The 14,467-nt window shown below is 63.1% G+C and carries 9 protein-coding genes; 3 read left to right on the plus strand and 6 right to left on the minus strand.

Annotation, left to right across the window (positions count from 1 at the left end; translation table 11 throughout):
- Positions 1–14 precede the first annotated feature (14 nt).
- Positions 15–1,505 (plus strand): deoxyribodipyrimidine photo-lyase, encoded by a 1,491-nt coding sequence (locus CSE6_RS13385; protein WP_059440756.1) that lies wholly within the window; start codon positions 15–17, stop codon positions 1,503–1,505.
- A gap of 181 nt (positions 1,506–1,686) precedes the next feature.
- Here CSE6_RS13385 and CSE6_RS13390 read toward each other — a convergent pair whose 3' ends face one another.
- The 6 genes from CSE6_RS13390 to CSE6_RS13415 are packed head-to-tail and all read right to left on the minus strand — an operon-like array spanning position 1,687 to position 12,031.
- On the minus strand, positions 1,687–8,196 hold the full coding sequence (locus CSE6_RS13390) for an Hpt domain-containing protein (protein WP_059440722.1): 6,510 nt from the start codon (positions 8,194–8,196) through the stop codon (positions 1,687–1,689).
- A gap of 59 nt (positions 8,197–8,255) precedes the next feature.
- The gene (locus CSE6_RS13395; RefSeq protein ID WP_059440723.1) at positions 8,256–10,499 is read right to left on the minus strand and encodes a methyl-accepting chemotaxis protein; all 2,244 of its coding nucleotides are present in this window, start codon (positions 10,497–10,499) and stop codon (positions 8,256–8,258) included.
- A 19-nt stretch (positions 10,500–10,518) separates the two neighbouring features.
- The gene (locus CSE6_RS13400) at positions 10,519–11,046 is read right to left on the minus strand and encodes a chemotaxis protein CheW (protein WP_003071161.1); all 528 of its coding nucleotides are present in this window, start codon (positions 11,044–11,046) and stop codon (positions 10,519–10,521) included.
- 15 nt (positions 11,047–11,061) lie between these two features.
- Positions 11,062–11,424, minus strand: coding sequence for a PleD family two-component system response regulator (locus CSE6_RS13405; RefSeq protein WP_003071159.1), 363 nt, complete (start codon positions 11,422–11,424; stop codon positions 11,062–11,064).
- A complete protein-coding gene (locus CSE6_RS13410) occupies positions 11,424–11,828 on the minus strand; it encodes a PleD family two-component system response regulator (RefSeq protein WP_003071158.1) in 405 nt (134 codons plus the stop codon). Before CSE6_RS13410 ends, CSE6_RS13405 begins: the two co-directional genes overlap by 1 nt.
- A 50-nt stretch (positions 11,829–11,878) precedes the next feature.
- Entirely contained in the window at positions 11,879–12,031 is a 153-nt protein-coding gene (locus CSE6_RS13415) for a rubredoxin (RefSeq protein WP_034399566.1), read from the minus strand.
- 115 nt (positions 12,032–12,146) lie between these two features.
- Between CSE6_RS13415 and CSE6_RS13420 the strand changes: the two genes are divergently transcribed.
- Together CSE6_RS13420 and hemL are read left to right on the plus strand one after the other, a co-directional pair.
- Complete coding sequence (locus CSE6_RS13420) at positions 12,147–13,115, plus strand: bifunctional hydroxymethylpyrimidine kinase/phosphomethylpyrimidine kinase (protein WP_059440724.1); 969 nt, start codon at positions 12,147–12,149, stop codon at positions 13,113–13,115.
- On the plus strand, positions 13,099–14,403 hold the full coding sequence (hemL, locus tag CSE6_RS13425) for a glutamate-1-semialdehyde 2,1-aminomutase (protein ID WP_059440725.1): 1,305 nt from the start codon (positions 13,099–13,101) through the stop codon (positions 14,401–14,403). Before CSE6_RS13420 ends, hemL begins: the two co-directional genes overlap by 17 nt.
- Positions 14,404–14,467: the final 64 nt, after the last annotated feature.

Consider the following 14,467-nt stretch of genomic DNA (forward strand, 5'->3'; position numbering starts at 1 on the left):
TTTACTGGCGATCCATGACTCCTTCTTACCCTGTGGGCTTGATCTGGCTGCGGCGCGACCTGCGTCTGGCCGATAACGCGGCCCTTTATCATGCATTGCAGCAATGTGAAAAGCTGTATTGCGTCTTTGTCTTCGACGACAGCATTCTTGCCGCCCTGCCCCGCGCCGACCGCCGCGTGGAGTTCATCTGCCAGAGTCTGACCGAGCTGGATGCCGCCCTGCGCGAGGCCGCAGGACGCCCGCAGACAGGGCTGATCACGCGGCGCGGCCTGCCCCAGGACATCATCCCGGCCCTGGCCCGGCAGCTGGGCGCGGGCGCAGTCTTCTGCAACGACGACGACGAGCCTGCGGCCATCGCCCGCGACGCCCAGGTGGCGCGCAGCCTCAAGAGCCAGGGGCAGTTGCTGCTGCGCTTCAAGGACCACCGCATCTTTGCGTGCGACGAGTTACTGACCCAGAGCCTGTCGCCATTTTCGGTCTTCACGCCCTACAAGAACGCCTGGCTGCGGAAAATCACACCGTTCTATCTCTCGGCCTACCCCAGCGAGCGCGATCTGGTGAGCAAGCTGGCCGATCTGCCGGACAGCGAGCGCCGCCCGATTCCCACGGCTGCGGATCTGGGCTTTGCCCCGGACACGCTGGCCGGCCTGCGCCTGCCCACCGGCGTCAGCGGCGCGCGCCAGCTGCTGGCCGATTTTCTGCCGCGCCTGCCGCAGTACAAGACGGCACGCGACTTTCCGGCCCTCAAGGGGCCCAGCTATCTCAGCGTCCATCTGCGCTTCGGCACCGTGTCGATACGCGAGCTGGCCCGCCTCGCCCATGAGGCGGCCCACAACGAGGACTGGTCTGCCGCGGCACGCGAAGGGGCGGCCACCTGGCTCAGCGAGCTGATCTGGCGCGACTTCTACTTCCAGATCCTGGCCCACCAGCCTTATGTGGTGGAGCGCAGCTTCAAGCCGGCGTATGACGCCATCGAATGGGAGACGGGAGCCGAGGCCGACCCCCTCTTTGCCGCCTGGTGCGAAGGCCGCACCGGCTACCCGCTGGTCGATGCCGCCATGCGCCAGCTCAATTCCAGCGGCTATATGCACAACCGGCTGCGCATGGTCACGGCCAGCTTTCTGGTCAAGGACCTGGGTCTGGACTGGCGCCGGGGCGAAGCCTATTTCGCCGAAAAGCTCAATGACTTCGATCTGGCGGCCAATAACGGCGGCTGGCAATGGGCGGCCTCCACGGGCTGCGATGCCCAGCCCTGGTTCCGCATCTTCAACCCGGTGACCCAGAGCGAGAAGTTCGATCCGGACGGCAAGTTCATCGTGCGCTACGTCCCCGAGCTGACGCCCTTGCCGGCCAAGCTGCGGCATGCCCCCTGGCTGGCCAAGCCGCTGGAACTGGCCGAAGCAGGCATCGCACTGGGGCGCGACTATCCCTTGCCCGTCGTGGATCATGCGGCGGCGCGGGAGAAAACCCTGGCGCGCTACGGAATCCTCCAGAAAGAAGCTTGAGCTTTCCTGGCTCCTGGCCCTGCGGAGCCCCACATCCGGGTGTACTCGGCTGCCAGCCGTCCAATAGGCTGTCACTCAAAAAAAGAAGCGGCTTGCGCACGTCCTTCATGTATTTCAGATCAATATCAATCTGAAATGCAATTCGGATCAGCGCAAGCCGCTCTGTTATGAGGAGCAAACCTTATTCGACAGCCACTCCTGACTCCTCGGCCGCAAACCCGCCGAGCGGGCTGCGCTCAGGCGCGGGGCCGCTGCGCTGCAAGGCGTAATGCTGGATCAGCCCCAGCAGTTCCTCATCGGAATAAGGCTTGCCCAGGTAGTGATTGGCTCCCAGGTCGCGGGCCATTTCGCGATGCTTCTGGGCAATGCGCGAAGTGATCATGACCACCGGCATGCCTTCGAGCGTCTGATCGGCGCGGATATTGCGCAACAGATCGAAGCCGTCCATGCGCGGCATTTCGATGTCCGACAGCACCAGGGTCGGGCGCTCGTCCTGCAGACGCTCCATGGCTTGCAGGCCGTCAGCGGCCAGCGTGACACGGTAGCCTTCGCGCTGCAGCAGACGCTGGGTGACGCGGCGCACGGTGATGGAGTCATCCACCACCAGCACCAGTGGCACCGTGGTCTGCGCAGCCTCGGCGCCCAGCAGATCGGCACCGCCTGAGTGAGCCTGCAGTTCGCCATCGGCTGCGGCCTGCTCGGCCCTGGCCAGCATGGCTCGCACCTGCTCGCCATGGACGTTGGCCAGCGCCACCGGGTTGTAGATCTGCACCACGGCCCCCGAGGGCAGCACGGACATGCCGGTAAGACCGGGCAGACGCGACAGCTGCGGCCCCAGGTTCTTGATCACCACTTCCTGGTTGCCCAGCACTTCGTCCACATGCAGCGCCACACGCTGCGAGGCACTGCGAGCTATCACCACGGGGCGCGTGCGACCGAGGTTTTCTTCGCTGCGCAGCGAGGTTTGCCACAGCGCGCCGGCCCAATAGAAAGGCATGACTTCGCTGCCGTCCTGGAACTCCTGCTTGCGGTAGCTCTCCTCCAGCACATCGACGGGCACGCGACGCACGATTTCCACCAGGTTGGCGGGCACGCCCATGGACACGGCGCCCATGCGCAGCATCACCACCTGGGTCACGGCCGTGGTCAACGGCACAACCAGCCGGAAGGCGCTGCCACGGCCTGGCTCGGTATGGGTTTCGATACGACCGCCCAGAGCATTCACTTCGGAACGCACCACATCCATGCCGATGCCGCGGCCGGCAACACCCGTCACCTCGGCGGCCGTGCTGAAGCCCGGCTCGAAAATCAGGCGCCCCGCGTCTTCCAGCGTCATGGGACGCTCGTCGGTCCACAGCTTGAGGCTGATGGCCTTGGCGCGAATCCGCTCCAGGTCCAGACCGGCCCCGTCGTCTTCCACGGACAGCGCCACGTCGTTGCGCTCCTGACTCAGCACGATCTCGATGGTGCCGACAGCCGGCTTGCCCAGCTCCTGGCGCCGCTCGGGCGATTCGATGCCATGAGCCACGCAGTTGCGCAGCAGATGCTCGAAGGCCGGCATCATGCGCTCCAGCATGCCGCGGTCCATTTCGATGGTGCCGCCCAGGATGTTCAGGCGCACCTGCTTGCCCATTTCCTTGGACGTCTGGCGCACCACGGCGTACAGACGCTCGGCAAAGGAGTCGAACTCCACCATGCGCGTGCGCAGCAGATCTCGCTGCAGATCACGTGCCTGCCGGCCCTGGGCCACCAGATCGTCTTCGGCAGCGGCCAGATCCCGCTGCAGATTGCGCTGCACGGTGGCCACGTCGTTGACCGATTCGGCCATCATGCGCGTGAGTTCCTGCACGCGGGTGAAACGGTCGAACTCCAGCGGATCGAAACCGGCTGCCGTGTCCTTGGACAGGGCCAGGCGCGACTGCATCTGACTTTCGGCCTGCACCTCGATGTCGCGCAGCTGCGTGCGCAGGCGCTCCAGGTTGCCCGTCAAGTCATTGAGCGCCGAACGCGCCTGCGACAGCCGCGCATCGACACGCGAACGGGCAATCAGCACTTCACCGGTCTGGGAAATCAAACGGTCCAGCAGCTGCGCCCGCACACGCACGGTCTGCTGCGACGCAGGACGCGGCACCACCGGAGCCGGCAGCTCAATGGCCTGCTCAAAATCTGCGGCAGTCTTTTCTCCGGCTTGAGCTTCCGCTGCTTGCTCTACAGCAGACTCCGCCGCGCTCAGATGCAGAGGCGCCTGAGCAAGAAGATCGTCCAGTTGAGCCAGTGGCTGCTCGGACTCCTGCTCACCGGCCATGCGCAGCACATCGAAGCTGGCTTGCAAAGCGTCAAAGCTGCTCAGCAGCGGCTCGATCGCTTCGGCTGCGGGATGCTCCTGGTCAATACGCTCCACCGCCGACTCCAGGCGGTGGGCCATCTCACCCATGCGCATGGCACCCGCCAGGCGGGCACTGCCCTTGATGGTGTGCAAAGCGCGCAGGGCTTCGTTGCGAGCCTCATCCAGCGTCGGTCGCCCATGCCAGCGGCGCAGTGCAGCACCGAGCTTGGGCAGCAGGTCGATGGCCTCTTCCTCGAAAATGGGAAATAGGTCGGCATCGACCTGATCGAGCACATCGATATCGTCTTCGTCGTCACCGGCATGCACCGCCAAAGCAATGGCTTCATCGATGCGGCGCTGCAGCTCGGCCTCATGCTCCACGCTGCCCGCGGCAGGCACCATGGAATACGGTGCCTGATCCGCGGCTTTCACCACGGCATCCAGCAACGGGTCGGCTGCCGATGCTCCCACGTCTTCCTCGGCCACATCCTTGGGTCCATCACCCGCAAGCTCGGGCAAGGCCCCGTCCTGCGAAAGCTCGGCAGCAAAGTCCAGCGGCAAGTCCTTGGGATCTGCAGGCGGCAGCAGCGCCTGCACCTCGGGCCACTCTGCCTCATCCAGCTCGGCCAGATCGGACAGCTCGAGATCGGCAGTTTCAGCTGCTGCACCGGCATCGATCGGAGTATTCAGGATTTCACGCAGCGCGTCTTCGACAGCGGGTAAAGCGTCCTTGAGGAAGCCTGCCGCAAACTGATGCAGCAAGCGGCGCACTTCATCGGATGCGGTCACGCATTGCTGAATCTGCAGCGCGCCGGCATAGCCCTGAGGCTGCAGATGCAGCAGTGCATGCTCGAGCAAACGCGCCAGCTCCGACAAGGCCTTGAAGCCCACGGTGCCGGAGCTGCCTGCCAGGGAATGCGCCAGCGCGATTGCGTCGTCGGGAATGACGGCAGCCGGCTCTTGCGACCACTGCTGCAACACCTCACCCAGTCGCTCTGACCACTCGTCTGCTTCGTTGAGATAGACGTTGTACAGCGCTGCACTGATGCGCAGCCCGTCTATATTGCGATAGCCGCCGTCGTCCGGCTCACCTGTCTGTTCGGTCTGTTCGAGCACCGGCTCAACCGCCGAGACTTCGGGCTCCGGCAGCTGAGCGGGTTCTTCGGCCATGACTGGCTCGGGCACGCCATCCAGCAAGGCTTCAATGGCCTCCAGCTCGATCGCAGCCTCTGCAGACGGCAGCTCGAGCGCCATCTCCACAGCGGCCGGCACCCCGGTAGCTGCGTCCATGGCGGGGGGCTCCACGGCAGTCTGCATGTCTATGGCAGCCTGCTCGCTTTCACGCATGGCCGCTTCGAAGGCGGCAAAATCCAGCTCCTGCACCTCTTCTGCCGCAGTGATTTCCTGCAGCGAAGGCTGAACCTCCCCTGCGTCCTCCATCCGCTCCGGCTCAGACCCTGCCGCCGACTCCAGAGCAGGCAATGCGGACGCTTCAAGCGCATCAGGTGCCTGAAGCTGATGCAGCAGGTCGTCTGGAATATCCAGTTCCGGCATCGCAAATACGGGCTCTGCGGCCACGGTCTGTGGCTCCAGTGGCCAGTGCAGCTCGGCGATCGGCTCGGGCGCTACAGGCAGCTCCAGCACGGATGCATCCGCAGCGGCGGCCGCCTCGGCCGACTCCAGGCGCTGGGCCCGCTCGCCGCGACGCGGAACCAGGGCCACCTCGGCACGCTCGCCCTGCAGACGCATGGCGTCTGCAGCGGCACGGAAGGCCGTGGCCGACCAGTTCTGCGCCTGCTGGTTTTCGATATCCTGTGCCCAGACGGCAAAGGCCTTCAGGGCGTCCTGAGCCAGCTGCTGCATGGCCTGCGGCATGGGTCGCTGCTCTGCCAGCCATGCATTGAGCATCTGCTCCATGGCCCAGCCGGCTTCACCAAACTCATCCAGCCCCACCATGCGCGAGCTGCCTTTGAGCGTGTGGAATGCACGGCGCAGCGTGGTCTGCTCGCTCAGATTGCCGGGTTCGTCCTCCAAAACCTTGAGGGCCTGCAAGCCGTTATCCACGACTTCGCGGGCTTCCTCCAGGAAGATGGACAGAAGCTCATCGTCGCCGTCCAGATCTACAGTGCTCAGTTCGGCTGCCGGCACCGTAGCAGCCGCAGGCACGCCCGCAGGAGCTGCGACTGCCGCTGCCAGATCCCGAGCGACATTCGCCTCGTCAGTTGCCTGCTTGCCCGACTGCATGCCCGCAAACACCTGAGCCATGGCATCGGCCAGGGCATCGGAGCCCACGCCGGCCGACTCTGCCACGGCTGGTGCGGGTACTGCCTCAAACTCGGGCAAGGCACCTGGCTCGGTCACTGCCCACGGCGGGGTGTCCTCGTCCTCGATGTGCCTGACTTGCAGCTGCTCTGGCTTCGCCACAGCAGCGGGAACTGGCCTCACTTCGACAGGCGGTGGCGGTGCGGCGACCGAGGGCTCCACTACCGGATCAGCAATCACGGCAGCCGAAGCGACCGGAGTCTGTCCAGAAGACGGTACGCCATCCATGGGAATATCCACGGTGGGACGGAAGGCTTCGGGGCCACGACTGCGGCTATGACCCATGACGATGCGCAGTTCGTCCTTTTCCTCGTCATAGACGAACAGCTTGCGCGCCATATTGCGCTGGTAGCTGAGCATGTCGATGAGAAAGCCCATGGCACCGAGACTGCTGCCCAGCTTCTCGAAGATGCGAGGCTGGTTCTCGACCGTCACCTCGCCGAGCATCAGATGCTCGACGGTGTCACGCATGCGCTGCATGGCGGTCGCGGCCTGCTCGAATCCCAGCACCGACAGCACACCACGCATTTGCGCCATCTGGCCCGGTACCGAGGCCAGCACCGAGGTGTCCGCGGGATTGCGAAAGAACAGATCCAGCTGCTTCTCAGCCTCGCCAAGGGTGATGCGCAGCTCTCCAACCACCGACCCCATGGTCTGCTGGTCGCTGGCCTGACGGTAGAGCTCCTCCATCCAGATTTCCAGCGGCTCGGACTGCGCGCCATGCAAAGCCGCATCCAGACGCTGGACCAGCACGCTGGACTGGGCGGCCTGTATTTCGTCGTCATGCCCGGCAGTCATGAAGCTGGCCTGCAGATACAGCACCGCGGTCGCCACCTCCATGGCCAGCTCGGCTGGTGGCGGCTCGCCAATGCGTTCCACCGTCTCCGCCACACGAATCAGCGCGCGCGCCAGCCCGTGACTGACAGGCTGCAGCTTGACCAGCGACTCGGACACCAGTCCGAACTGCTCGGCCATGGATCTGATCTTGCTGCGGTCGCCACCCGCTACGGCAGACCAGGTCTCGGCGGCGGCCGCAATGCGCTTGCGCGCCTGCACCAGCACCGAGGGATCGAAGCGGCCATAGCGCGCCACGTGGTAGTCCACCACCGGCATCTGCTCCATGGCATAGGCCTCGTGTACGGCCTTCAGACTCTCACCGGCCTGCTCGCGGGGCTTGGCCTGCGCGCAAAAGAACATCAGGTCCTGCAGCAGGCGCGCGGGCGGCAGGCTGTCGCCCTTGGCCATGCTGGCGTACTGCATGAGCACGCGCGAAGCCATGCGCTTGACGTAGATATCGGCAGTGATGAGTCCACGTGCCAGGCCGTCGAAGAAGGCCGCAGCGATTTTCCAGAAACTGCGCGCCGCCACATCTTCGGACTGAGCTGCCGCAAAGCGCCGGCAAAGCTCGCACATCTGGGCTGCCGCCTCGCGGTCGTCGCTCTTGACCATGCGCAGCACCACACCGTCCAGCATGGCACGTGCATGTGGGCCATAGGCCAGCGGCTCCGGCATGGTCCCGGTCCAGCGGGGCTCGCGTGCACGGCGCTCGGCAGGCCATAGGTCAGCCGGGTGGGCCTTGTCATTGCCGGCCAGCACCTGGGTCTCACGGTACTGAGGGAACAGGGCTACGGCCGAGACCTGCTGACCGGCCAGAACGGCCTCCAGGAATTCCATCAGCGCAAAGTGCGTGCGCTCCAGCGTGGTCGCGGCTTCCTGCGTGCAGTATTCGGGACGCTGTACAAAGCGGTTGACCGCAGCTTCCATGCTGCGCAGCACCTGAGCCGGGGCGGTGACCCCCACCATCTCCAGAGCACCACAGGCCTGATGCAGCTGCTGGCGTGCAATGCGCAGTGCCGATGTATCCAACTCCTCTAGATCAGACAAACGGGCCGCATCCGCATCGCGCATGAAACGGCTCACAGCCTTGGTCGCTGCCTCCAGCGACTTGCGCACTTCATCGAGCACCCAGGCCAGCGGGCCCAGATCCTGCTCTGCAGTTGCAGACATGGCTGTACGTATTGGCGAGTCGTCAACCACTGACATGCTCTAGTTCCTTAACCCTCAAGGGTCGTGCATTTTTATGAGAGAAAGAGCCAGTCAAATCAGGCAATCTTGAATCGGGAAACAGACTGACGCAGCTCTTCAGCCATGTGGGAGAGCTCTCGCACCTGCTGCGCAGTGGTGCGGGTTCCCTCACCGGTTTGCTCGGTCACGGCAAAAATGTGCTGAATGTTTTCCGCCACGCCGTTGGCCATATTGGCTTCACGTGATGTGGAGTTGGAAATCTGCTCGATCAGCTCGGCCAGTCGGCGCGACACGCTGTCGATTTCAGACAGTGCAGTACCTGCAGAGTCGGACAGACGAGCTCCTTCCACCACGCCCTGGGTAGAGCGCTCCATGGCGGCCACCGCATCCTGGGTGTCGGTCTGAATGGCCTTCACCAGCGCGGCAATCTGTCGCGTGGCGTCTGCGGAACGTTCAGCAAGGCGCTGCACTTCTTCCGCCACCACCGAGAAGCCGCGACCTGCTTCACCTGCAGACGCAGCCTGAATGGCGGCGTTCAATGCGAGCACGTTGGTCTGCTCGGTAATGTCCGAAATCAGTTCGGTAATTTCACCGATCTCCTGGGACGACTCACCGAGACGCTTGATTCGCTTGGAGGTATCCTGAATCTGATCGCGGATGGAGTTCATGCCGCCGATGGCGTTCTGCACCGCCTTGAGACCCGAGTCCGCAGCCTGCAGCGATTGACGGGCCACCTGGGCCGATTCCTGCGCCTGAGCCGAGACATTGTTGATACGGCCGGCCATGTCCAGAATCGACTTGCCGGTTTCGCGAATTTCATGCAGCTGCTCGTTCGATGCAGCCAGCAGCTCGGTCGAGGTGACGTCCACCTGCTCGGTGGTCTGGGCCACGCGGGTCACGGTGTTCTGCACCGATCCCACCAGAGCACGCAGCTCTTCCACCGTGTAGTTCACCGAGTCGGCAATCGCGCCCGTGATGTCCTCGGTCACGGTGGCTTCCTGCGTCAGATCGCCCTCGGCCACCGATTGCAACTCGTTCATCAAACGCAAAATAGCCGCCTGGTTGGCGTCGTTGATGCGCTTGGCTTCCTGCTCCTGCAAACGAGCATCGACCTGGTGACGCTCGGCTTCCTGCTGGCGCGCCCGGCTGTCCAGCAGTTGCACGCGCGAGATGCCGATACCGCTCAGAACCGCGGTCAAAATGGCGATGGCCAGCAGCGCCAGCTGCAGCATGCTGGCCCCGCCCAACCCCTGCAGCGCCGTCTGCAACTGCTCCAGCTGCTGACGCAGCGGTTCGCTGTCATTGTTGATGCTGGTCTGCGCTTCCCGGGCCGACACCAGCCCTTGCAGATTGCCCAGAATGGCACTGGCCTGGGTACGCGTATCGTCGTACTGCTTGATCAACGTCTCCAGCTGTTCACGCACCTGAGGATCGCGTGCCGCCGACAGCCGCATTTCAGCGCTGCCGTTGAGCAGACCTTCGGAGATTTCCTTGAAGGAATTCAAGTCCTTGCCCAGCAGGAAAACAGCCTCGGGACTCACGCCCTCCAGGGTCTGGAATTCGTTGGCAGACTTGGCAATACGCTGAGTCAACATCACCAGCTGACCGGCAGCAGAGATCTCGGCCGCGCCAGCGCCTTGCTGCAGCTTCAGCGAAGAAATGGTTTCCGCGGTTTCCAGCAGATCGGAGGACTGGCGGTTGATGGTGCGCAGCGCGTCGCCCACTTGAGTCAGAGTCTTTTGCTGTCCGAGAATCAGCCCGGCGCTCTTTTCCGCTCGCTCCATCAGGGTGCTGATGGAGCTGAGCTCGTCCTGCAAACCGCCACCCAGCGCGTTCACGCCCAGATCGGAATCGCCGGCAGCCAGCGCTCGCACGTTGCGCGCCAAAACACCGGCGCTGTCCTTGACGTCGGCAAACGCAGGAGCGGCTCCCGTCATGGCGATGGAGACCGACTTGGCCAGACGTTGCGACTGCATCAATGCCTGGCCGGTCGCCGCCAGTTGCTGGTTGGAGTTGCCTGCTTCGCGCAGCATCCATGCCGACAGAACCACCAGCACCAGCACCGATCCACCCAGCAAGGTAAACAAGGTGCGCTGATGCTTGGCAGTCGTGGCCGTACCAAGAATAGGCAGGCTCACCAGTTCGTCCGCGCGGCTGGCCTCCTCGACGCCGAAGACGGAAGGTGCCCCCTGCACGCTATTGAGCGATCCGTCGTACATATCCTGTACGACCGTGTCTCCCATCATGCTGCTATCACCACTGACGGCAGCCGCGATGGGCTTGCGTCGGAACCACTGATTTATTTTCTGTGCAAAGGACATAGCGCTGTATCCAGGAACCTCAAGCACGAATGCTCAAAAATTTGGCGGTTTGAGACAGGGACTGCAATTTCAGCTCCTGCCAGCGGCGGCCGCTCGCATCGATATGGACGGCTCCGAAGAAACTCGGGGAACGCTCAGGCGCAGGCTCGGCCTTGGAAAACGCGTCTGCGGCACGCAGGCCCAGCAGACGATCGGCCAGCAGGGCCGCGTTGACCTCCAATGCAGGGTTGAAGGCCAGCAGGCTGCAGTCCATCAGTTCCTGCTCATTGCGGACACTTCCATGACCCAGCAATTGAGCCAGATCCACCACCCCCATCAAAGCACCGCGCAGATTGGCGATGCCCAGAAACCAGGCCTGTGTGTATGGGACGGGCTGAACGCCGGTCCAGGGAAAGATTTCTCCTGCCTGATTCAGCGGCAGCAAATAATCCCGTCCACCAGCCTGCACTGCCAGCCAGGCAGCAACGCTGACGCCTTCGCTGCGTGCTGCCTGCAGGCGCCCGGCCAGACGGGATTGGAGATCTCGGAGGGCTTCACGGTTCGCCATAAGCAGCGCGGCTCGTTATAGCGCTGCGATCTTGGCTTGGAGCTCGGCGGCATCCACGGGCTTGGTGATATAGCCACGTGCGCCCTGACGCATGCCCCAGACCCGGTCGGTTTCCTGATTCTTGCTGGTGCACATGATGATGGGCACATCGGCATACAGGGGATCGCGAGAAATGGCGCGGGTCAGCTGAAAGCCGTTCTGTCCAGGCATGACCACATCCATCAGGATCAGGTCGGGTTTGTCTTCGGCCAGGCGCTTCATGGCTTCCTCGCCATTTTCCGCGGTACGCACCTGCATGCCCTGCTTTTGCAAGATATCGCTCAGAGCCATCAGCTCCGTCTTGGAATCGTCAACGACCAGAACTTTTTGAATTGTCATCATGCAGCTCCCACATCTGCAGCTTGCAGCGCGAATTGTTGTACGGCTTGCAGCAATTGATCTTTGGTAAACGGTTTGGTCAGATAGTCCTGGCAGCCCACCATGCGACCGCGAGCCTTGTCGAATACGCCGTCCTTGGATGACAGCATCACGACGGGCGTATTGGCAAAGCGAGCATTGCGCTTGATGATGGCGCAGGTCTGATAGCCATCGAGTTTGGGCATCAGAATGTCGCAGAAGATGAGCTGGGGCTGGTAGTCATTGACCTTGGACAGGGCATCGAAGCCATCGTCGGCAAGAAGAACTTCGTGACCACCTTGCTTGAGGAAAATTTCAGCGCTGCGGCGGATGGTGTTGCTGTCATCCACGACCAGAACGCGCAAAGGCGCACCAGATGCTGTCACGGTGAAATTCCTCCCAATTCGGTCGTTGATGGAGTGAGCGACTCTTGCACTCAGATTTCCACCATTTCAAAATCTTCTTTGCGTGCACCGCATTCCGGGCATGTCCAGTTCATGGGCACATCTTCCCAGCGGGTGTTTGGAGCAATTCCATGTTCGGGGCAGCCTTGGGCTTCGTCATAAAGCCAGCCACAGGTCAAACACATCCAGGTTTTAGGGTCAGTCACAGCTTAAAGGGGCTTCACATAGAATGCAACGATTGTATCTAGTCACAACCCCGGCTCCCACCCTTGCATTCCCGGGTGCAAACTGGGGTGCGCCATGGCATTGAACCCCATCTCCTCCACTCCCCCTCGCCGCACCCGCCAGGAAGAAGCGACAGAATCAGCACCCGTCTGCGTGCTGTCTTTCAACAGCAGTGACCCCAGCGGAGCCAGCGGGCTCTCGGCCGACATCGCCACCATCTCCTCCATCGGCGGTCATGCACTGCCCGTGGCCTGCGGCGCCTACGCCAGAGACACGGCCCGCATCTACGAGCACTTTGCACTCGACGATGACGCGGTAACCGAGCAGGCGCGCATGGTGCTGGAGGACATTGCCGTCACCGCCATCAAGGTCGGCTTTGTAGGCAGCCCTGCCAACCTGGCCGCCATTGCCACTATCTCATCGGACTACCCCGACATTCCCATCATCAGCTACATGCCGGACCTGTCCTGGTGGGAGGACGACAAGCAGGATCAGTACCTGGATGCGTTCAAGGAGCTTGTCCTGCCTCAAACCTCGGTGTTGGTTGGAAACCACAACACGCTGTGGCGCTGGCTGCTGCCTGAATGGGAAAACAGCCGTGCGCCCACGGCGCGCGACATTGCCATGGCCGCCGAGGCACTGGAAGTGCCTTATGTGCTTGTGACCGGCATCCCCCTGCCCGACCAGTTCGTGGACAACGTGCTGACCACGGCCCAGTCCGTATTGGGCAACAGCAAGTACGAGATGTTTGACGCCACGTTCACAGGTGCCGGTGATACGCTGTCCGCTGCGATTACGGCCCTGCTGGCCACCGGCAACGATCTGGGCGCCGCGACGCTGGAGGCACTGGAATACCTGGACCACAGCCTGGATGCAGGTTTTCGCCCCGGCATGGGCCACTATCTGCCCGATCGCCTGTTCTGGGCCCAGCCCACCGAGGACGAGCAGGCCGAAGACGAGCAGGCCGAAGACGCCACCGATGACGAACCCGACTCCAAGCCGATTGAAGGCTTTGTGATTCCCTCTCATGACACAAAACACTGATCTGAATATTGCATTGTTCGAGCGCGCCAAGGGCGTGATCCCCGGCGGCGTGAACTCGCCCGTGCGCGCTTTCGCCGCCGTGGGCGGCACGCCGCGCTTCGTGAAGCGCGCCCAGGGCGCTTATTTCTGGGACCAGAACGATCAGCAGTTCACCGACTACATCGGCAGCTGGGGCCCCATGATCCTGGGCCACGGTCACCCCGAAGTAGTCGAGGCCGTGCAGGCCGCCGTGCTCGAAGGCTTCAGCTTTGGTGCCCCCACCGAGCGCGAAGTCGTGCTGGCCGAGAAGATCCGCGCCCTCATGCCCAGCATGGACATGGTGCGCCTGGTCAGCTCCGGCACCGAAGCCGGCATGAGCGCGCTGCGCCTGGCGCGCGGCTACACGGGCCGCAACAAGATCATCAAGTTCAACGGCTGCTACCACGGCCATGCGGATGCGCTGCTGGTCAAGGCCGGCTCGGGTCTGGCCACCTTCGGCGCCTCTTCCTCGGCCGGTGTGCCTGCCGATGTGGCCAAAGACACCATCGTGCTGGAGTACAACGACGTTGCTCAGCTCGAAGAGGCCTTTGCCAAGATGGGCAGCGACATTGCCTGCGTCATCATGGAGCCGATTGCCGGCAATATGAACTTTGTGCGCGCCTCGGTGGACTTCACCCGCCGCATCTCCGAGCTGACCCGCGAGCATGGTGCGCTGCTGATCTATGACGAAGTCATGACGGGCTTTCGCGTCGCCCTGGGCAGCGCACAAAGCCTGTATGCCAAGGAGATCGAAGGCTTTGCGCCCGACATCACCGTGATGGGCAAGGTCATCGGCGGCGGCATGCCCATGGCGGCCTTCGGTGCCCGCCGCGAGATCATGGAAAAGCTCTCGCCGCTGGGCCCCGTCTACCAGGCCGGCACGCTGTCGGGCAACCCGATTGCCACGGCCTGCGGTCTGAAGACGCTGGAGCTGATCAGCCGCCCCGGCTTCCACGCCGAGCTGCACCTCAAGACCGGCCACCTGATGCAGGGCATGAAGGCCGAAGCCAATGCCGCCGGCATTCCCTTCAGCGTGGACTGGCAAGGCGGACTGTTCGGCTTCTATTTCCTGCCCGAGCTGCCCACGCACTACGCCCAGGTCATGAAGACCGACGGCAAGGTCTTCAACAAGTTCTACCACGGCATGCTGGAGCGCGGTCATTACTTTGCCCCGGCGCTGTATGAGGCAGGCTTTGTCAGCGCGGCGCACAGCGACGAAGATATCGACCGCACCATCGAAGCGGCCCGCGAAGTGTTCAAGATGCTGTAAATCCCTGCCCGCCCAACAGGCCCTGCAGACCATGTCTGCAGGGCTTTTTCATTGTTGGCGGCGG

This window comes from Comamonas sp. E6, from assembly GCF_001010305.1.
Taxonomy (GTDB): Bacteria; Pseudomonadota; Gammaproteobacteria; order Burkholderiales; family Burkholderiaceae_C; genus Comamonas; species Comamonas thiooxydans.

Excerpts from the sequence above, each read along its gene's own strand:
- CSE6_RS13385 (WP_059440756.1), top strand. The coding sequence starts at position 15 with ATGACTCCTTCTTACCCTGTGGGCTTGATCTGGCTGCGGCGCGACCTG.
- CSE6_RS13390 (WP_059440722.1), bottom strand. The coding sequence starts at position 8,196 with ATGTCAGTGGTTGACGACTCGCCAATACGTACAGCCATGTCTGCAACT.
- CSE6_RS13395 (WP_059440723.1), bottom strand. The coding sequence starts at position 10,499 with ATGTCCTTTGCACAGAAAATAAATCAGTGGTTCCGACGCAAGCCCATC.
- CSE6_RS13400 (WP_003071161.1), bottom strand. The coding sequence starts at position 11,046 with ATGGCGAACCGTGAAGCCCTCCGAGATCTCCAATCCCGTCTGGCCGGG.
- CSE6_RS13405 (WP_003071159.1), bottom strand. The coding sequence starts at position 11,424 with ATGACAATTCAAAAAGTTCTGGTCGTTGACGATTCCAAGACGGAGCTG.
- CSE6_RS13415 (WP_034399566.1), bottom strand. The coding sequence starts at position 12,031 with ATGTGTTTGACCTGTGGCTGGCTTTATGACGAAGCCCAAGGCTGCCCC.
- CSE6_RS13420 (WP_059440724.1), top strand. The coding sequence starts at position 12,147 with ATGGCATTGAACCCCATCTCCTCCACTCCCCCTCGCCGCACCCGCCAG.
- hemL (WP_059440725.1), top strand. The coding sequence starts at position 13,099 with ATGACACAAAACACTGATCTGAATATTGCATTGTTCGAGCGCGCCAAG.